Origin of the sequence: Paenibacillus sp. GXUN7292 (genome assembly GCF_050864975.1) — a bacterium.
Taxonomy (GTDB): domain Bacteria; phylum Bacillota; class Bacilli; order Paenibacillales; family Paenibacillaceae; genus Pristimantibacillus.
The window spans coordinates 122,170-141,397 of the sequence record NZ_JBOZWO010000005.1 but is presented as its reverse complement, the minus strand read 5'-3'; the positions used below and the strand labels follow the sequence as shown (position 1 = coordinate 141,397).

The 19,228-nt window shown below is 44.9% G+C and carries 20 protein-coding genes; all 20 read right to left on the bottom strand.

The annotated features are described in order from the left end of the window. Positions 1–45: 45 nt before the first annotated feature. The 20 genes from ACRRU2_RS06975 to ACRRU2_RS06880 all read right to left on the bottom strand — a co-directional run bounded on the left by ACRRU2_RS06975 (position 46) and on the right by ACRRU2_RS06880 (position 19,211). Entirely contained in the window at positions 46–876 is an 831-nt protein-coding gene (locus ACRRU2_RS06975) for a pyruvate, water dikinase regulatory protein (protein WP_331701100.1), read from the bottom strand. Between the two features lie 33 nt (positions 877–909). Continuing rightward, a complete protein-coding gene (gene glyS, locus ACRRU2_RS06970; RefSeq protein ID WP_432500522.1) occupies positions 910–2,991 on the bottom strand; it encodes a glycine--tRNA ligase subunit beta in 2,082 nt (693 codons plus the stop codon). Further along, positions 2,984–3,871, bottom strand: a complete 888-nt coding sequence (gene glyQ / locus ACRRU2_RS06965) for a glycine--tRNA ligase subunit alpha (RefSeq protein WP_331701037.1) — start codon at positions 3,869–3,871, stop codon at positions 2,984–2,986. Before glyQ ends, glyS begins: the two co-directional genes overlap by 8 nt. A gap of 349 nt (positions 3,872–4,220) precedes the next feature. Further along, positions 4,221–4,964 (bottom strand): DNA repair protein RecO, encoded by a 744-nt coding sequence (gene recO / locus ACRRU2_RS06960; protein WP_432500521.1) that lies wholly within the window; start codon positions 4,962–4,964, stop codon positions 4,221–4,223. A gap of 47 nt (positions 4,965–5,011) precedes the next feature. Beyond that, positions 5,012–5,173, bottom strand: a complete 162-nt coding sequence (locus ACRRU2_RS06955) for a YqzL family protein (RefSeq protein WP_331701039.1) — start codon at positions 5,171–5,173, stop codon at positions 5,012–5,014. Between the two features lie 142 nt (positions 5,174–5,315). Then, positions 5,316–6,233, bottom strand: coding sequence for a GTPase Era (gene era / locus ACRRU2_RS06950; RefSeq protein WP_432500520.1), 918 nt, complete (start codon positions 6,231–6,233; stop codon positions 5,316–5,318). A 2-nt stretch (positions 6,234–6,235) separates the two neighbouring features. Then, positions 6,236–6,685, bottom strand: a complete 450-nt coding sequence (locus ACRRU2_RS06945; protein ID WP_331701041.1) for a cytidine deaminase — start codon at positions 6,683–6,685, stop codon at positions 6,236–6,238. Between the two features lie 15 nt (positions 6,686–6,700). Next, positions 6,701–7,063, bottom strand: a complete 363-nt coding sequence (locus tag ACRRU2_RS06940) for a diacylglycerol kinase family protein (protein ID WP_432500519.1) — start codon at positions 7,061–7,063, stop codon at positions 6,701–6,703. Next, entirely contained in the window at positions 7,064–7,561 is a 498-nt protein-coding gene (ybeY, locus tag ACRRU2_RS06935) for an rRNA maturation RNase YbeY (RefSeq protein ID WP_331701043.1), read from the bottom strand. It lies immediately after the preceding gene. A 1-nt stretch (position 7,562) separates the two neighbouring features. Beyond that, positions 7,563–9,809 (bottom strand): HD family phosphohydrolase, encoded by a 2,247-nt coding sequence (locus ACRRU2_RS06930; protein WP_331701044.1) that lies wholly within the window; start codon positions 9,807–9,809, stop codon positions 7,563–7,565. A gap of 17 nt (positions 9,810–9,826) precedes the next feature. Continuing rightward, positions 9,827–10,801 (bottom strand): PhoH family protein, encoded by a 975-nt coding sequence (locus ACRRU2_RS06925; RefSeq protein ID WP_432500518.1) that lies wholly within the window; start codon positions 10,799–10,801, stop codon positions 9,827–9,829. A 3-nt stretch (positions 10,802–10,804) separates the two neighbouring features. Further along, on the bottom strand, positions 10,805–11,998 hold the full coding sequence (gene yqfD, locus ACRRU2_RS06920; RefSeq protein WP_432500517.1) for a sporulation protein YqfD: 1,194 nt from the start codon (positions 11,996–11,998) through the stop codon (positions 10,805–10,807). A 33-nt stretch (positions 11,999–12,031) separates the two neighbouring features. Next, positions 12,032–12,310: a sporulation protein YqfC gene (gene yqfC / locus ACRRU2_RS06915; RefSeq protein ID WP_331701102.1), complete on the bottom strand. Its 279-nt coding sequence runs from the start codon at positions 12,308–12,310 to the stop codon at positions 12,032–12,034. 1,713 nt (positions 12,311–14,023) lie between these two features. Further along, on the bottom strand, positions 14,024–14,554 hold the full coding sequence (locus ACRRU2_RS06910) for a hypothetical protein (protein ID WP_432500516.1): 531 nt from the start codon (positions 14,552–14,554) through the stop codon (positions 14,024–14,026). Positions 14,555–14,614: 60 nt separating this feature from the next. Then, positions 14,615–15,616: a flotillin-like protein FloA gene (gene floA, locus ACRRU2_RS06905; RefSeq protein WP_331701048.1), complete on the bottom strand. Its 1,002-nt coding sequence runs from the start codon at positions 15,614–15,616 to the stop codon at positions 14,615–14,617. Between the two features lie 104 nt (positions 15,617–15,720). Continuing rightward, positions 15,721–17,052, bottom strand: coding sequence for an NfeD family protein (locus ACRRU2_RS06900; protein WP_432500558.1), 1,332 nt, complete (start codon positions 17,050–17,052; stop codon positions 15,721–15,723). A 324-nt stretch (positions 17,053–17,376) separates the two neighbouring features. Beyond that, the gene (locus tag ACRRU2_RS06895; RefSeq protein ID WP_331701049.1) at positions 17,377–17,820 is read right to left on the bottom strand and encodes a GatB/YqeY domain-containing protein; all 444 of its coding nucleotides are present in this window, start codon (positions 17,818–17,820) and stop codon (positions 17,377–17,379) included. A gap of 15 nt (positions 17,821–17,835) precedes the next feature. After that, positions 17,836–18,009, bottom strand: coding sequence for a 30S ribosomal protein S21 (gene rpsU, locus ACRRU2_RS06890; protein ID WP_005547957.1), 174 nt, complete (start codon positions 18,007–18,009; stop codon positions 17,836–17,838). 95 nt (positions 18,010–18,104) lie between these two features. Then, the gene (locus ACRRU2_RS06885; protein ID WP_331701053.1) at positions 18,105–18,449 is read right to left on the bottom strand and encodes a histidine triad nucleotide-binding protein; all 345 of its coding nucleotides are present in this window, start codon (positions 18,447–18,449) and stop codon (positions 18,105–18,107) included. A gap of 129 nt (positions 18,450–18,578) precedes the next feature. Further along, on the bottom strand, positions 18,579–19,211 hold the full coding sequence (locus ACRRU2_RS06880; protein ID WP_432500515.1) for a hypothetical protein: 633 nt from the start codon (positions 19,209–19,211) through the stop codon (positions 18,579–18,581). Positions 19,212–19,228 lie beyond the last annotated feature (17 nt).

Here is a 19,228-nt window from a genome sequence, read left to right as displayed (position 1 = left end):
TATACGTGAACACAATGCAAAAATCCTGCAAACAGCTCATTATATCTAGCTGTTATTATATGTCAGGCGACGTATATACTCCATAATAAGACTCGCTGTTTCCTCAACGGCTCGATGAGACACATCTATGACGACACAATCCAGTTCTTTCATAATATCTGCAGCATATTGCAGCTCCTGCTGAATGCGATTCGCGGTTGCATAGGAGGCTGTATTAGGCAAGCCCAATGCTTTAAGCCGTTCCTTGCGAATGACATTCAAATAATTTTGGTCAATCGTCAGACCGATAATTTTGGAGCGGGGAATTTCATACAACTGCTTTGGTATTTTGAGCTCGGGCACTAAAGGAACGTTGGCCACCTTATACTTTTGATGAGCAAGATACATCGATAATGGCGTCTTTGAAGTTCTCGACACTCCAACAAGCACAATATCAGCTTTTACAACGCCTGATGTATCTCTGGCATCATCATATTTAACGGCAAATTCAACAGCTTCCACCTTGCGGAAATAATCTTCGTCCAAAACATGGTTGAGGCCAGGCTCCTGCCTCGATTTGCGGCCCGTTCTGACCTCAAGCGTCTCGATGAACGCGCCGAGCAAATCAATTGCCTGAACATGCTCCTGCTCCGAGAGCCTTCTTAAGCAATCACGCAAATCACTTCTTACCAGCGTATACAGCACGATTGCATTCATTTGCTTAGCCTGCTCAATAATGCGCCTCAGCGCATTTTCATCAGTGACAAAGGGTGCTCTCCGTATATCCGCTTGGATAGGATGAAACTGCGCAATAGCCGCTCTCACAACTAATTCTCCTGTATCACCAGCGGCATCCGAGACGACATAAATGATAACTTCAGCATCACTTTTAGGCATCACCCATCAACTCCTGACGATTAAAGTTTGTTTTTACCAAACTAGCTTGGAGAAGTCGGCAAGCTTTTTAATATCTTGACCGATTGCAAACAGCGTTGCCAAACGATTGCGGCGGATTGCCGCATCTTCAGCCATGACCATTACATTTTCAAAATAATTGGAAATGGCAGGCTTTAAGGAAGAAAGCTGCTTCAGCGCCAACTCCATATCTGTATTTTCAATAGCTGTAACAAAGCCCGGTCTTGCTTCCTGCCATGCTTTATATAGCTCATTTTCTGTCACTTCTACAAACAGGGAAGGATCGATTGCATCGCTTTCTGCTTTGGATGCGAGATTAACGACGCGATTGAACGCTTCAACGATTAGCTTGAATTCTGAACGCTGATCGCCCGAAAGTTGGCTGAATACAGCTGCGGCGCGCTTTGTGATACGACGCAGATCATCGAAACCGACCGCCATTACAGCGTCAATGACGTCATAACGCGCTCCATGCTCTGACAGCCAGTTTTTAATGCGCAGCGCAAGAAAATCTTGCAGATCCTTGCGTATTTCCTCCTGTGTGCGCTTCATTCCGCGCTTTACATGCTCCTTCAAAGCAATCGAGTACAGCTCGCTTAGCTGCAGGTTCAAATTGTACGAAAGCATAATTTGAACGATGCCTGCTGCCTGACGGCGCAGGGCATAAGGATCCTGCGAGCCAGTCGGAACGATGCCTATGGAGAAACAGCCCACTATCGTGTCCATTTTATCTGCCAGGCTCACGATCGCTCCTGTCAGCTCTGACGGCACCTGATCGCCAGAAAATCTAGGCATATAATGTTCGTTGACAGCCTTTGCTACCGATAGATGCTCCCCTAGCTTAGTTGCATAATCCTCCCCCATGATTCCTTGCAGTTCAGGGAATTCGTATACCATCTGTGATACAAGATCGAATTTGCAAATTTGAGCAGCTCTCACAACATGAGCAGTTGTTTCGGCATCGCAGCCAAGCTGCTCGCTAATCGACTTCGCTACCTCTGTAACTCGTCTTACCTTCTCAGCAATCGTGCCCAGCTCTTCGTGATATACAATATTTTCCAGCTTGGATAGTGCATGCTCAATCGTCAGCTTATGATCCTCTTCATAGAAAAACTTGGCGTCGGACAATCTTGCGCGCAATACCTTTTCATTTCCTCTGGCAACAAGATCAATCGATTGCTTATCGCCATTGCGAACCGTCACAAAATTAGGCAACAGCTGTCCCTGTTGATCGAATACCGGGAAATATCTTTGATGCTCTCTCATGGATGTAATGAGCACTTCATTAGGTATGCTCAAAAATGCCTCGTCAAATCCGCCGAACAGCACATTCGGATATTCAACTAGAAACAATACTTCCTCAAGGAGATCCTCTTTAATTATTATCGACCAATTTTTTTCCTTCATTAGGCTTTCAATTTGATCGACAATTAATTTTTCACGCTCGGCAATATCAGCAATAACAAACTGCTCGCGCAGCGCTTCCAAATAATTAACAGGCTCATTAATAACTGCATCCTTGCCCAGGAAGCGATGGCCTCGAGATACATTGCCTGTGGCAACGCCTGTAATATCGAATGGAATAACATCGGAGCCAAGCATTGCTACCAGCCAGCGAATAGGACGAATAAATTTAAGATCATAGCTGCCCCAACGCATATTTTTAGGAAATGACATCGAAGTAATAAGCGCCGGCAAGCCTTCAGGCAGCAGCTGCAACGTATCTACACCGACGCTGCTCTTTCTGGCGTATACATATTCAACACCCGCAAGCTCCTGAAAATATAAAGCGTCTGGTTCAACGCCCTGACTTCTGGCAAAGCCAAGTGCAGCCTTGCTCCAATTGCCTGCTTCATCCTGGGCAATTTTACGAGACGGCCCTTTAGCCTCCTCATCGATATCCGCTTGCTTAAGAGCCGTTTCATGAACTAGAATAGCAAGTCTGCGCGGTGTTGCAAAAATCTCCACTTCACCGTGTGCAATACGATGTTCCTCCAGCCACTTCACCATTTTATCTTTCAATTGATTAACCGCGCCGCGCACAAATCTTGCCGGCACTTCCTCAAGTCCAATTTCCAGCAATAAATCTTTAGTCATTTTGCTCCACTCCTTCTTTAAGCAATGGGAAGCCGAGCCGTTCACGCTCTGCCAAATAAGTCGCCGCGCAGCTGCGCGCCAAATTGCGGACTCTCGTGATATAGCCTGTGCGCTCTGTTACGCTGATTGCACCGCGCGCATCAAGCAGGTTGAATGTATGCGAGCATTTAAGCACATAGTCATATGCAGGAAATACTAAGCCATGCTCCATTGTTTTTCTAGCTTCTTCCTCATACATTGAAAATAGCGAGAAAAGCATCGCCGTATCCGACGTTTCAAAGGTATATTTGGAATGCTCAAATTCCGGCTGCAGAAACACATCGCCGTACGTAACGCCATCTACCCACTCCAGGTCATATACATTTTCTTTCCCTTGAATATAAGATGCAAGGCGCTCCATGCCGTATGTAATTTCAACGGCTACAGGATTGGCATCAATACCGCCAACCTGCTGGAAGTAAGTAAACTGGGTAATTTCCATGCCATCCAGCCAAACCTCCCAGCCTAAGCCCCACGCCCCAAGCGTCGGAGACTCCCAGTTATCCTCAACAAAACGTATATCATGATCGTTTGCATCTATGCCAAGACGCTTAAGGCTTTCCAAATACAGCTCTTGAATATTGTCAGGCGAAGGCTTTAAAATGACCTGAAATTGATGATGCTGATATAAACGATTAGGATTTTCGCCATAGCGCCCATCCGCTGGACGGCGTGACGGTTCTACATAAGCAACATTCCACGGCTCAGGTCCGATTGAGCGCAGAAATGTCATCGGATTCATTGTGCCTGCGCCTTTCTCAACATCATACGGCTGAACAAGAATACAGTTTTGCTCTGCCCAAAATTGCTGCAGCGTTAATATCATACCTTGAAAATTCATTCCGTCATCTCCTTACCTTCTACTCTATATTTGCTAATACAAGGATTGGCCGGACATTGAGCGGGGTCATGCAGAAAACATAAAAAACCCCCGTCTCTACGCCTACAACCCGGCATAGGGACGAGAGTAACTCCCGCGGTTCCACCCTACTTGGCAATCAATTGCTTACCAATGGCAAGCAACGAATCAGCCCACTTTCACGTTCAAGAACTCCGGAGTGCCATTTCATTGCATTGACGCTGCCAGGCTTGCACCATCCCTGACTCGCTAAATACGTCATAAACAACTACTATCTCCATCATCGTTCAATATATCTATTAGCATATTGTATACATGAACTGTTAGCCTGTCAATTCAATTTGTCCAATTGCTCCAGAAAGGCTCTGGATTTAAGCTGGAGTCCAAGCTGTGCATCGAGCAGAGCACGCATTGCTTTTTTTAGTTCTTGCTTCGTTTCCTCTCTTACTTGAATATTGCCCAGTCTTCGCAAATCCATAAGCCGATACAATTTGAGCAGCTTTTGCGCTCCTTCGCTCAAAGTTACTGCAAATCGGTCATTATGCTGACAGCGCGGGCAAAGCGCTCCGCCAAACTGCACGGAAAGCTTATAGACTGCAGCTTCCTGTCCGCATTGCACGCAATATTCCAATTGCGGAGCATAGCCTGCAAAATCCAATACTCGCATTTCGTAAAGCTGTGTCACAATTGCTGTGTCTTTCTTATCGGACAAGGCTTCCAAATAAGCATTCAACTGTTCAAAATAATAGATGCCCGGCTCATCCTCATGCAGCGTTCGATCCGTCAGCTCAACTGCGTAAGCAGCGTGGGCAGACAGATCCAAATCCTCACGCAAATCATGGTGAGATTGTATAATCTCACCATGATTGAGCGTGCCAAGCCCTTTCGTTCTAAAGTAAGAGAACTCGCCGTAAGTAAATAGTTGCGCAAGAGAAGAATGTCTGCTCCGCATCTTCTTCGCGCCTCTTATTAACACGCCGACTTTCCCCTGCGACTTCGTTAACAGCGTTACAATTTTATTGCTTTCCCCATAATCCATACTGCGAATTACGATGCCTTCAACCCGATACAACATAAGACGGCTCCCCCATGTCACCGACTCAAGCCCTTATTCAGCAGATGCTACGAAGTATGATCCTCGATACCTATTAGTCCCAACTCATCTGCCGCTTCGCTTGATTCAACCGCTTCACCAACTGTTAATCGTTGTTCCATCTCCTTATATAACATGAAAGACTCGACATCTCCTGTCAATGTAAAATACATCCACGAAAAATTCCGCATTCGTATTCATCCCTTTCGCACTCGGAAATGATAGCTGTGACGATTATAGGATGTGACGATTTGCCCTTTCGTATCCTTAGCAAATATCGACAATTCATGTACAGGAATTGCAATTAACAGCAGCATGACATTATTCATTCATTTATTCATGCTTAAAGCCTAGATCCTTCAGCACTCTTTCTTGATTGCGCCAATCCTTTTTCACCTTTACCCACAGCTCCAAGAAGATTTTTGAACCCAGCAATGCTTCAATATCATGCCGCGCCTTCTGTCCGACCTGCTTAAGCAGCTCGCCTCGTTTTCCGATTATGATTCCTTTCTGGGAATCTCGTTCTACAAAGATGATAGCGCCGATATAGACTACGCCATTATCCTGCACCCGCATATCCTCTATAGCAACAGCAATGGAATGCGGCACTTCTTCTCGTGTCAAATGCAATATTTTTTCTCTTATCAGTTCCGCGCACACAAATTGCTCAGGATGATCTGTAATTTGATCCGCAGGATAATATTGCGGGCCCGGCGGCATATATTTGGTCAGCTGCTCAATCAATGTGCTTATATTGTTGCCGTGCAAAGCCGACACTGGAACAATTTCTGCAAATGGGTACAGCTCATTATACTGCGCAATAATGGGAAGCAATGCTTCCGGCTCGACTTTGTCGATTTTGTTCATGACTAAAAATACAGGTGTTTTTGTTTTTTTGAGCTGCTCGATAATATAACGGTCGCCGCCGCCAAGCCCTTCGGAAACATCAATCAGAAACAAGGCTGCTTCGACTTCCTTCAGCGCGCTTTCCGCTGTTTTCATCATATAATTGCCAAGCTTTGATTGTGGCTTATGTATGCCAGGTGTATCCAAAAATACGATTTGTGTATTTTCAGTTGTGTAAACACCATGAATTTTGTTGCGCGTCGTTTGCGGTTTATCGGACATAATTGCGATTTTTTGACCGATCAAATGATTCATCAGCGTTGATTTGCCTACATTGGGCCGCCCGATAATGGCTACAAAGCCAGAGCGGTAACTATCTTTATTGTTCGTCGTTGATTGTTTCATAGCTAGCTATGATCCTCCTTGTGTAAATCAGCATTAGTAAATGCTCCCGGCAGCAGCTCTGCAACAGCTGCGCGGGCAATATCGCCCTTCAGGTTGCTCATTATGACCGGCATGCTTGGCGGGCACAGCTCGATAAGCACCTGTCTGCATACGCCGCAAGGCGTGATCGGCATATCAGTATCGCCAATAACCGCAATAGCCGTAAACTGGCCTGGCTTCAGACCATCGGCAATCGCACGGAACAATGCTGTTCGCTCTGCGCAATTGGTAGGGCCGTATGCTGCATTTTCTACGTTGCAGCCGCTATGAATATGGCCGTTTTGATCCAGCAGAGCAGCGCCGACACGAAAGCCTGAATAAGGAACATAAGCTTTCTGCATAACCTCTTTGGCTGCTGCAATCAGCTCCATTTCTAATTTCCCGCCAGCGGACAGTTGCTCGTCTTTACTCATAGTAAGCTTCACTCCCTACCCTTTTACCAGTGACCAGAAAAAAGGCCCGAATAAAATTACACCTGTTATAATAGCCGCAAAAGCGAAGAACAGCACTGCTCCTGCAGCGACGTCCTTCGCAATTTTGGCAAAAGGATGCTTGTCCGGGCTGGCCAAATCAACAGCATGCTCGATCGCTGTATTAATAAGCTCAGCTCCTATTACAAGCGAAATCATCATAATCAAAACGATCCATTCCAAAGGTGACAGCTTGGCAGCGACCGCTAAGCCGCAAGCAAACAAGGCAGCAATCAGATGAAATATCATATGGCGCTCTGAACGAACCGCATATCCAATTCCCCAGCAGGCTAGCGCTGCACTTTTCAAAAATTTCTTCATCTATCTCAGTAAACCTGCTTGCTGCAGTACAGCTTCTTGTTTGGCTATCATAATTCGTTCACTGCTTTCATCCTGATGGTCATAACCAAGTAAATGCAGGAAACCATGTACAAACAGGAAGCCGAGCTCGCGCTCCAAGGAATGGCCATACTCTTTGCTTTGCTCAAGCGCGCGTTCTGCAGAAATAATAATATCTCCCAGCATGCCTAGCAGCGGTATGGATTCGGATTCACTCTCTACTTCAAAAATAATATCCAGCTCGCCTACGCCGTCATCCTGCATGGCAAACGATAATACATCTGTCGCGGAATCAATGCCGCGATAATCGCGGTTAAGCGTGCGAATTTCTTCGTTGTCTACAAAAGTAAGCGTTACTTCGCCTTCTGTAATTCCTTCCGCAGCAGCGGCCAGCTCAAGCAATTGCTCAAGACGGGCAATCCACTGCTCCGGAATTTCTACTAGTTGCTGCTCGTTACTCCAATCAAGCTGCAGCTTCATACTATTCATTCTCCTTCGCCGGCTTGGAATCATCCGGATATTCAATACGTGAGTGGAAAATCCCGATTACGCTTTCCTTCAGCGATTGCGCTATTTTGTCCAGCTCTTTAAGCGTCAGGTCGCATTCATTAAACTGGTTGTCGTCGAGCCTGCTTTTAATGATTTTGTGAATCATCGCTTCAACCTGTTCAACTGTAGGGTTATGAAGACTTCTTACAGCAGCCTCCACACAATCGGAAATGCCCACCACCGCTGCTTCCTTTGACTGTGCCTTAGGTCCAGGATAACGATAATCGTCCTCTGTAAAATCAACCTCAAGCCCCTGCTCCTCAGCTTGTTTTTTTGCTTTGAAATAGAAAAACTTCAGCGAGGTTGTCCCATGATGCTGCTCGGCGATATCCCGAATTGGCTTTGGAATATTATGAGCTTTGAGCATTTCGACTCCATCGCGGGCATGCGCTACGATAATCGATTTGCTAAGCTTAGGATCGATAGAATCATGTGGATTTTCAATATTAGACTGATTTTCTATAAAATAATTCGGCCTGCGCGTCTTCCCGATATCATGGTAGAATGAACCGACGCGACACAGCAAGCCGTCTGCTCCGATCGCCTCGGCTGCCGCTTCGGACAAATTGCCCACCATCACACTATGGTGATAGGTGCCCGGCGTCTCAGTAAGCAGCTTGCGCAGCAGCGGATGGTTAGGACTTGACAGCTCTACCAGCTTAAGAGCTGATAATATGCCGAATGAAATTTCGAAAAACGGCATCAACCCAATAACAAGCACGGCTGTAATCAACCCGCTTGCAAATGCAAACGAAATCGAATAAATAAACGGCATTCTATCGAGCTGCTCGGACAGCAGCAGCATCGTCAGCACAGAGAATGAGCCGAACAGGCTCACCATTATGCCCGCCTTCAATATCGCAGAACGCTGGCTTGCGCGGTGAATGGTAAAAACGGCTGCCAGTGATATAACGAGAATGAAAAATCCCATTCTAAAATCAAACAAATGGTTCGGGCTCGTATTCAGCACCATACTGCCTATTACCGTAAACACAAATGTGCTTATAATCGCCAGACTCATATCCATCAATAGCGTAATGAGCATTGTGCCAAGTGCGGCTGGCACCAGGAAACCAATATAATACGCTGTTTCTGTCTGTATCAAGGCAACGATTTGCATCAAAATGATAGAAACGAAGTAGATCAGCCAAAGCATAAGCAATTGTGCATTGCTGTACTTAGGCTTAAGGCCGTTTATGCTGCCGGATTGGTGCAAGTAAGCATAGATGAGTGCGATCATCATCACGGACAGCAGGAATAAACCGATTTGCGGCCAATAGTGCTTCTTATCCTGAAGCAAATTCGATTCGGACAATAGCTGATAAAGCTCTGTCGTTATCGTTTCGCCAGCTTTTACAATAATATCGCCTTCTTTAATGACTACAGGGGGCGTGTTTTGCTTAGCTTGCTCCTTAGCAGCTTCAGTTGCCTCTTTATCCAAAAACTTGTTAGGCATTATAACAAACCTGGCAAGCTCTTGTACGATCTCGCGTGCTGCGCGGTTGGATAAAGAGCTTGCATTAACAAGCTCTGCTACTTGAGTACGGGCAACTTCAGCTTCCCTCAACGGCTCGGTTGTAAGTTTACGCACAATATCACGTGCAACCTCCCGCATTTCAGACAGCTGCTCGCTGGTCAGCTTAGGCATTTTGTAAAAGGTTTCTTCTGGAATCGTATATTCCTGATCCTTCGTGATCGCTGCCATTTCCTCCAGCAAAGTATCATTATAGGTACCCTTGCCTTTGTTATTATTAACAAAGTTATCGATGTGATAGGCATACTTGCCTGGAATTTCAGAGCGATAAATATCTATTTTATTTTGTACAGTTACCTGATCGTCCATATTCAACTGCTCAATACGGTACAAAATTTGCTCAATCAAGGCGTCATTTTTCAAAGCAACAATAGAGTACTGATTTTCGATTCGGCTGGCAGCTTCCTCTTCCGCTTGTCTCGTTGCTTTATCATCTCTTATTTGGAAGGGAGCCTTTATATCTTTCTCGCTTTTTGTATTTTCAGTAATATCATACGTTTCCGGCAATACATGCGGAGCCAAGCTAAAATAAAACAAAATAATGAACAGCAGAATAATAAGCCACCGTATAGCAGGGCTTTGCCGCCAGCCAACAGAGCGAAGTCGTTTATCGGGTGTTTTACTGCTGTTTGTATCTTGGTTCATGCAGCAACAATTCCTTTCTAGGTTTTGTTTTCAGCATCCCAATTGTATGCTACGATAATTTTTTGAACGAGGGAATGACGAACGACATCCTGCTCTGTAAACTGAACTATGCCGATTTCTTCGATATTGTTTAATATTCTTCTTGCTTCAATTAAACCTGAGTTTTTGCCCCTAGGCAAATCAATTTGGGTCACATCTCCAGTAATGACCATTTTAGAACCGAAGCCAAGACGCGTCAAAAACATTTTCATCTGCTCTGGCGTCGTGTTTTGCGCCTCGTCAAGAATAATAAATGAATCATCGAGCGTTCGGCCGCGCATATAAGCAAGCGGAGCAATTTCAATCAAGCCGCGCTCCATCGCCTTTGTCGTTTGCTCGGCGCCTAGCACATCGTGCAGGGCATCATATAAAGGCCGCAAATAAGGATCTACCTTTTCCTGCAAATCGCCTGGCAAAAAACCTAAATTTTCGCCCGCTTCAACTGCCGGCCTAGTTAAAATAATTTTTTTAACCAGCCCTTCCTTAAGCGCAGCGACGGCGTATACGACTGCCAGATAGGTTTTACCTGTTCCCGCCGGCCCGATTCCGAATACAACATCACATTTGCGGATCATCTTCATATAGTGGCGCTGACCGATCGTACGAACGCGAATCGGCTTGCCGCGATACGTTGTCGTAATCGTCTTGCTAAACAAATCAAGCAGCTCTTCCGCCTGCATCGTACGTGCCAGATCGAGCGCATAAAGAACATCTCTCTCAGACGGCGTATACCCGCCTCTCACAAGCTGCAGCAGCACTGTATACAGCTGCTCGACCGAGTCGACCTCTGCGCCTTCACCGGTAATAACAATTTCTGCTTCGCGTGAAGCAATGGATACTGAGACCTGCTCCTGCACCATTCTCAAATACTTGTCCTGCGGTCCAAATACAGCCAATCCTTCAGCTGCGTTTTCTAGTGTAATTTTTACCGTCTTTGTATCAATCTGCAACAATTCTCAATCTCCCTGCATATGAACTAGTGGCAATTCTTTTACAATTGATTGATCGACCTCAAAAAGAACTTTCATATAAACTTTACCATTGTCTGTCTTTTCATGCAAAACAATTTCATCTACTATAATAGCATCTAATCCGGCCTTTTCCAAAACATCGGCTTTCGCTTGCAAAATTGCCGTGCTCCTTGCTTCTTCTACCGTCAACTCTCTTTCTTCCGTTGCGGTTTCCATTACCGTTTTTTTCAAACGGCCAAATGGCAGCGTGATATTGCGCCACGATACCTGCTCTTCCTTCGTAATCGTCTCCGAGGCATCAAATTTCATGCCGCCAAAGCCGCTTACTTGAAGCATTCTGCTGCCGATAACGAGATGCCAGCTCGTTTTTTTATTGCCGGTATATACTTTCGCCTGCTGCGTCAGCGGCGTCTCAATTGAGTATTCATACCATGCCAGCCCCCTGACTATTCCTTTTGCCACCACGATTTTGGAATTAGATTCATTGCCTATAATCCCGGATATTAAAGTTTGTCCTTTTTTTACACGACTGTTTTTCGTTACAACCGCCTTTCCGTTTTCTGCAACAATTTGTGTCACAACTGCATCCATGGATGCAACCAAATGACGTGGAGATTGAAGCGGCAGCTGCTCAGGCTTCGTCTGTTCGACAACCTGAATTTTAATTTTGGTGCCTTTCTTTTCCACACCTACCCAGTTCGTATCAGGCAGCGCGCTAGTTAGCCGCTTAGAAATATCATTCATGTCATCCAGCCGGTATGACCATTGGAATAACCGGATGCCTTCCTTTTTTGCAGCCTGCAAAATTTGCTCCTCAGACAATCGCTCGTAGCCGACGACCTCGATTTTCCAAACAAGAGAGGATAAAATGAACAGCAGCAAAAAAAACAAGGCTAGTCCACCAGCAAACCATATTCTTTTTTCAGCTCTCGCCAGCATAAAGGGCAGTCCTTTTCTCCCTTTGACCCTCATGCGACAGCCTGTCCGTTTTAAATACGGCTTAATGCGAAAAAAATCGGACAAGCTTACTTCACAGTAAAGCAGCCTGTCCTTTGACCAGCGCAGTCCCATCAGTCTAATGCCGCCCGCCAGCGCTTCGTTAATAAAAGCCTCCGGCGCTTCGCCGCGGACTTGAATCGTTACCTGCCCTTTCATCCAATTCACATTATCCTGTTTCACTTTACTTCCCTCCATTCTTGTTCAACCAATGAATTACGTAATAAATTGAATACCGGTAATAATACCTTCCACGAACACTTCATCCGTCCATATTGTCCGAATCACTAGAGATTTTCCGTTCACCTCCAGCTGACCCTTCGTTAATGCAATGCGGAGCTGTTCATCAGAAAAATGAATCACTCCTTTATGATTTTCAATATATAATTGCCGGTCGCCTATTGCTGTTAAGCGCGGCAAATCAAACACGACATCATGCGGCATATCCAGCAGCTCTGCCGTAGCTTTGTGAAATTTTCTTTTCCAACGACGCATCGCCAATCTAACGTCCTCCTTCACTGCTTACAATTGCTTGCAATGGTGTACTATACCAAACTATGCTCAAACTGCTCATTTTATGTGAAAGGAACGCTAATATGCTGACCGGCTGCGGACTGAATTGAGGCTGTAGCTCCTAAAGCTTCTATAGCATCGACAGCTACCTAAAGCTCATATTCCATCGGCGACTTCCTAAAGCTCCTACACCATTGACTGCTTTCTAAAGCTCCTACACCATCCGGCGACTTCCTAAAGCTCCTACTCCACCGACTGCTTTCTAACGCTCCACACCATTGACGGTTTCCTTAAACTCCTACACCATCGACGACTTCCTAAAGCTCCTACTCCACCGACTGCTTTCTAATGCTCCTACACCATCGGCGACTTTCTAAAGCTTATACTCCATTGACGGTTGCTTCTACCTCCTGATGTTTACCGATATTAACCGACGTTGCCAGCTGGTTTCTACGATTTACCACCATTGCCCGATGTTCTCTGTTGATTATGATTCTAACGAATCCTCCTTGCGCTATTTGACCAAAATCGGCTGATTGAAATTTGTAACGAAGATTAGGTGCGCTATATGTGAACAAACATCGATTTCAGGGCATTTTTAAGCAAATAAGCCACTGTAGATTCGTTAAATTTTTAAAAAGTCCATTTTAGGTATCCTAACGCTACCACGAATCGTTAAATTAAAAAAATCGTTCTGATTCAAGCACCGTTGAAGCACCGGGTGAACAGTCGTCATTCACCTCTTATAAATTTTCAATACACCTCAAAACTATCTAAACTGGCCTGTTAAGAATAACCGCTTTGCCACCATTTGAAGGCGAATTTGTCGCTAAAACATGAAAAGGTATAAGATCGGATCGGATCTTATACCTTCGTACAGAATCTTATAACTTTTTCCTGTTTAGTAAGTTTGCAATGATGAATGGACAAACAGTCGTGGTAGCTAAGTACATTTTATGCATCTAGATTCTCTTTTTTCACCGAATAAACGATTCTAAATGGATTTCATGCATCTAGTTTTATTGAGTTGCCCTATATTCTTCGAATTGCGCCAAACTAAAGGCAGTTTTTCCGCTTAGAATCACAAAAAAGCCAAATTCCTTAAAACTAAGCACAGGAAATGCACTTAGCTTTAGTGCTTGAGTGCTCGTTCCAAAAATCAAATTTGCCAACGTTGCAAAGTAATTATTGCGGTTTTTCAACAGCCCGAGGAAGTGCAATTCTCTAAGCAAGTCCAATTAGCTAAGTAAGGGCAATTCTCTAAGTAAGTCCAATTAGCTAAGTATGTGCAATTCTCTAAGTAAGTCCAATTAGCTAAGTATGTGCAATTAGCTAAGTATGTGCAATTAGCTAAGTAAGTGCAATTCTCTAAGTAAGTCTAATTAGCTAAGTAAGTGCAATTCTCTAAGTATGTGCAACTAGTTAAGTATGTGCTACAAGTAAGTAATTCGCCTCACAAGCGCAGCTGCCAGCGCGCGGTGTTTCGCTACATGTCAGCGATCGGCCCGACAAGCGTCCTTATCGAGAATGCTGGAATTGTTCTTCCATTTCCGGCATATTAGCACTCTTTCAGATGCGCATCTCTTGTAGTGGAGTAGGGTGATATCACAAATATCGAAAATCGCTTATTAGCAATTGGGATTACCACAAAAAAAAAGACAAGGAAATGTATCCTTGTCTCAATCCCTACATGTATTAATATCGGCGCCTTGACCTGACCGAACGCGGCCGGTTCAATATTTCGGACCAGACTATCGCTCGGCGCAGCTCCTCACGCGACAATGCCTTCTCATGCCGCTTTGAGGAAATCGTCGACGCCTTCGTCAAATCATTCTCGAGGCTGGCTACACCGATACCGCCATCTGCCGATGCACGTTCTCGAATATCCTGCGCCCTGCGTCTTATTATCTCATCTTCAGCATACTGAACTGATGATGTGGACATATATACGTCCTGCTGCCCGTGATACGCCCGCTTTGCCGCTTCTGAACGCTCCGGGCGCGCCTGGGAAGGCTCAGGGCGCACCTGCTGCGGAGAAGGCCTGACAGGCTGCTGTGGGCGCGGAGAGCGTTGAGGACCGCTGCCCGCATCCTCTCCGCCGAAGGTTGGCATTCTTTGCTGCTTTTGTTCCTGCTTCTTGTTCTTGCTAAAAGTAGAATACAGGAAAAATAAAAAAATCAATACAAAGTAAAAATTTCTCGCAAGAAACGCAATTATTTCATCCAACTGCCTCACCTCCGATCCCAAGCGTAAGCATGAAGGCACTATCAACTTTAGTGCCGCTCATTACGACTTGTGATTTCCTTTATTATCAGATAGAGGCTCGGTATCGCCAAGCGAGGTTCTCATTTTCGTATCTGCTTCGATGTTTTTGAGGTTCATATAATCCATTACACCAAGCTTGCCGCTTTTTAATGCCTCTGCCATTGCTAACGGAACCTGAGATTCAGATTCTACAACTCTTGCTTCCATCTCAACAACCTTAGCCTTATTCTCTTGCTCTTGAGCAACCGCCATTGCACGACGCTCCTCAGCTTTTGCCTGAGCAATCTTCTTGTCGGCTTCCGCCTGCTCAGTTTGAAGATGAGCTCCGATATTTTTGCCCACATCTACGTCTGCAATATCGATTGACAAAATTTCAAAAGCAGTACCAGCATCAAGGCCTTTGCCAAGCACCGTACGGGAAATCATGTCCGGGTTTTCCAATACATCCTTATGCGAGTTGGAGGAACCAACTGTTGTTACGATACCTTCGCCGACACGGGCAATAATTGTTTCTTCGCCAGCACCCCCGACAAGGCGGTCAATGTTGGCACGGACTGTTACTCGAGCTTTAACCTTTACTTCGATACCATCCTTCGCAACTGCAGCTACTATCGGCGTTTCAATAACACGCGGGTTAACGCTCATTTGAACCGCCTGCAACACATCACGCCCGGCTAGGTCGATCGCAGCAGCACGTTCGAATATAAGCGGAATATTTGCTCGTTGTGCAGCAATCAGAGCGTTAACGACACGGTCTACGTTACCTCCAGCAAGAAAATGGCTTTCCAGCTGGTTAATGCTGAGACCAAGGCCGGCTTTTGTTGCTTTAATTAACGGGTTAACAATTCTGCTTGGTACAACTCGGCGCAGCCTCATCGCAACCAATGTAATAATTCCCACGCGAACTCCTGAAGCGATAGCTGATACCCATAGCATAATCGGGAAAAAGCTTAAAAATACTGATAGCACGATAATCGCAAGCGCTACTACAATTAATATCGTTACCGTTGGATCCAAATCCATAAATAATTACCTCCATATTTGTATTTTTTCATTATGGAACTGCTCAATTGCTTTATATTATATTGCACCATAACCTTACTATACTTGGCTTATTCATTTTCGAATCAATCAGCAGGAACTTCTTTTACTATGATCCACGTACCTTCAGCCTTCGTAACAACAACCTCTTTGCCAATATCGATAAACTCACCGGATGTGACAACGTCATAACGGTCATCGCCAATGACAATCGTACCGGCAGGTCTCAGCTTTGTAATGGCCTTCCCTTTCATGCCAACAAGCGATGTTTTTTCTTCTGCGGATACATAGCCTTCCTCAGTTGTCAGCTTTTCTTTCAAAATGAATTTATTCCATACGCCTCGTCCCTTGTTCGTGCGGGCAATCAGCACAACAATAATGATTGCTATAACGATTGCTACCACTAATGAAATAAACGCTGACAACGGGTTATTTGCAGCAAATATTACTCCTGCTATGAGCGATACACCTCCGATTATGCCAAGTATGCCAAAGCTTGGTACAAATAATTCTATTATAATAAGCGCCAGTCCGAGCACAAAGAGTACAATTGACTCCAAGCCTGCAAAGCCGGCTACATAATGCCCAAAGAAATATAATGCAAATGCTAGACCGCCAACGATGCCTGGAACGCCGAAGCCTGGCAGCAGCAGCTCAATAAGAATGCCCGCTATACCAACTATAAGCAGAATCGTTTTCACATATGAATTAACAATCCATCTTGCTGCCACTTCTGCTGGAGTAGGATCAATCTGAATAATATCACGGCCATCTAGCTGCAGCCATTTCACTACCTCATCGACCGATGCCAATGTTTGCTCAGAATAGCCTACTTTAAGTGCGTCTTCCGCAGTCAGCGATAAAATTTGGCCGGCTGTTTTGTTTTTGCCGATTTGCTCTGTCAAATCGACAACGGCATCAGGGTCTACCATAGCGGCAGCGATATCCTTGTTGCGTCCATTAAGCTCGGCAGCTGCTACCATACGTTCTACCCAAAATGACTTCACTTTAGCATTTTCAATCATCTTTCCCGAGCCGTCCACAACCGCTGCCGCACCAATTACGCTCGCAGGCTGCATTACAATCTGATTCGCATTAAGCGCAATATAGGTCCCCGCAGACATTGCCCGCCCCTCAATAAACGCCGTTGTCGGAATTGCGCTCGAGCGAATCAAATCGCCTATTTTGTCTGCGCTTTCTACTTCTCCGCCCAACGTATTCACGACAAGAATAATATGCTCCGCTCTTGCTTCTTTAGCTTCAGCAAACGCTCTTTCCAAAAAAGACTGCAGTCCGGATTCGATCGATTGCTTAACGGGAATAACAACTACAGCCGGACCGCTCTTAGCAGGCTTTGATTCGGCTGCTACACTGCCCAAGGAAGGCAGTAAACCGGCTGCAAGCATCAATACAAACATTATTAAAATAGCTAGGCGAGCTGCTTTCCATTGTCTCCTCAAGTAAGGTCCTCCTTTTCATCTATATTTGTTTAATACGTTCAAAAAGACACTTCGTTTCAATAGATTAACGTGCATTGGCTGATCATTCCAAATGATATTATATCAGATTTCACAAGCAATATGAGTCTTTGATCACAGTTATTCGATTTTTTCTATGTAAATCCCCGCACTCGTGAATGTATTTACTCATAGCTATAAGCTTTCCTTCCTAGCAAGATACAGGAGTTCTTATTCAACAAAAAAACACCCCTTGCGGGGTGTTTTACGAGTCCGTACGTGTAGTTATTGTAGATATTGCTGTACAAACTGATTTACTAGCTTACTTTCAGCACGCCCTTTAGTTTTTGGCAATAGAGCGCCCATAACTTTCCCCATATCGGCTTTGGAAGAAGCACCGAGTTCGTGGATGGTCTGCCTTACTATCTCTTGAATCTCTTCTTCAGTCAGCTGCTCGGGAAGGTACCCACTAATAATTTCAATTTCTGCTGCAAGATCTGTAACTAGATCATCGCGACCGGCTTTTTTAAATTCTTGGAGGGAATCTTTACGTTGTTTGATCTCACGACTAATAATGTCCAATACTTCGGAATCATCAAGAGGACGTTTAAGGTCAATTTCCAAGTTCTTAACAGAAGCGCGAATCATGCGGATCGTCGTTAACTTGAACTTATCCTTGCTCCTCATCGCACTCTTCATATCGTCGTTCAATCGTTCGCTCAGGTTCATTATGGAAGGATCCTCCTAAAACTTTCTTTTACGCGCAGCCTCGGACTTTTTCTTGCGCTTTACACTTGGCTTTTCATAATGCTTGCGTTTCTTAACCTCAGCGAGGACACCGTCTTTAGCGATGGAACGTTTAAAGCGGCGGAGCGCAGCATCAATAGTTTCGTTTTTGCGAACTTTAGTTTCAGACACCAGTTTTCCCTCCCTCCGAAACAGACCGTCCAGAGCTTTAACACGGTTTATCAAACTTCATTATAAGATAAAATAAATCCCAGTGTCAACTTATGTTAGTCAGCAATTAATTGGCCGAGTTTTTTTCCGCCCAGCAAATGCACATGAAGATGAAAGACAACCTGTCCGCCATCTTTATTAACGTTATTGATCAAGCGATATCCCGCTTCATCTATGCCTAATTCCTTAGCAATTTGGCGTGCTGCGGCAAAAATATCAGCAATAATCGGGCCATCAACAGCCTCAACATCGTTCATCGTCGCAATATGCTTTTTCGGGATAATAACGATATGCACAGGAGCAGCCGGCTGAATATCATGAAAAGCTACTACAGTATCCGACTCATACACTTTTTTTGAAGGCAGTGTACCCTCGATAATTTTACAAAAAATACAATCCATTATTAAACAGCCTCCATTATTTTAGCATTGACAGCACGCGATCAAGTTTATCTCTATTGGCTTAACAAATCGTTATTTACAGGTAATCCACTAGCTTTCTGCCAACACTGACGATAGATGATCCAATATTTACTGTGCGAGTACATTGTTAACCTTTTCTGCAATCGGTGTCAGCTCATAGCCATTAGCAAGTCTGATCATAGAAGAAGTATACCCTTCGATGTTGAACGGAAACCCGGAAAGCTGATCTAATATTTGCTTATACTTATCATTTATCTCTCCAACCTGCTGCTCTTCTTCCGCGCTCCACGGTCCGGAATTAGCACCAATTTGCTGCAGCACAGCTGTCGCTTCCTGCATAAATTGCTCTGCATTTTGTGCAGCCCCCTTTAAGTTTGCTTCATCCAAGGCAGATGCTTCCGCATGCTGCTGAAGCTGCACCAGCGTGTTGTCCTTTGCTAAAAAAACTGCAGCAGTCGCAGCTTTAGCGCGCGCTTTGTCAGCACTGCTCTTATGTTCCTCCAGCAATGCCGCAGTAAACGCAGCAAGCTCTTCCGCCTGCTCCTTGCTTTTAACAACTGCTTGAAAAATTTGCATGCCCCGCTCCTCAAGCTGCTCTTGATTGTGCCGGATGTTTTTCGTATACAGCAGCACATTGCTCGTCACACTGAAAACTAGCAGGACTAAAATAATAGGAATCGCAAACGAGCGCTTACCGATAGTTTGGCTATTTTGGCTATTCTGGCTATTTTGACTATTCACTTCGGCCCCTCCATCTT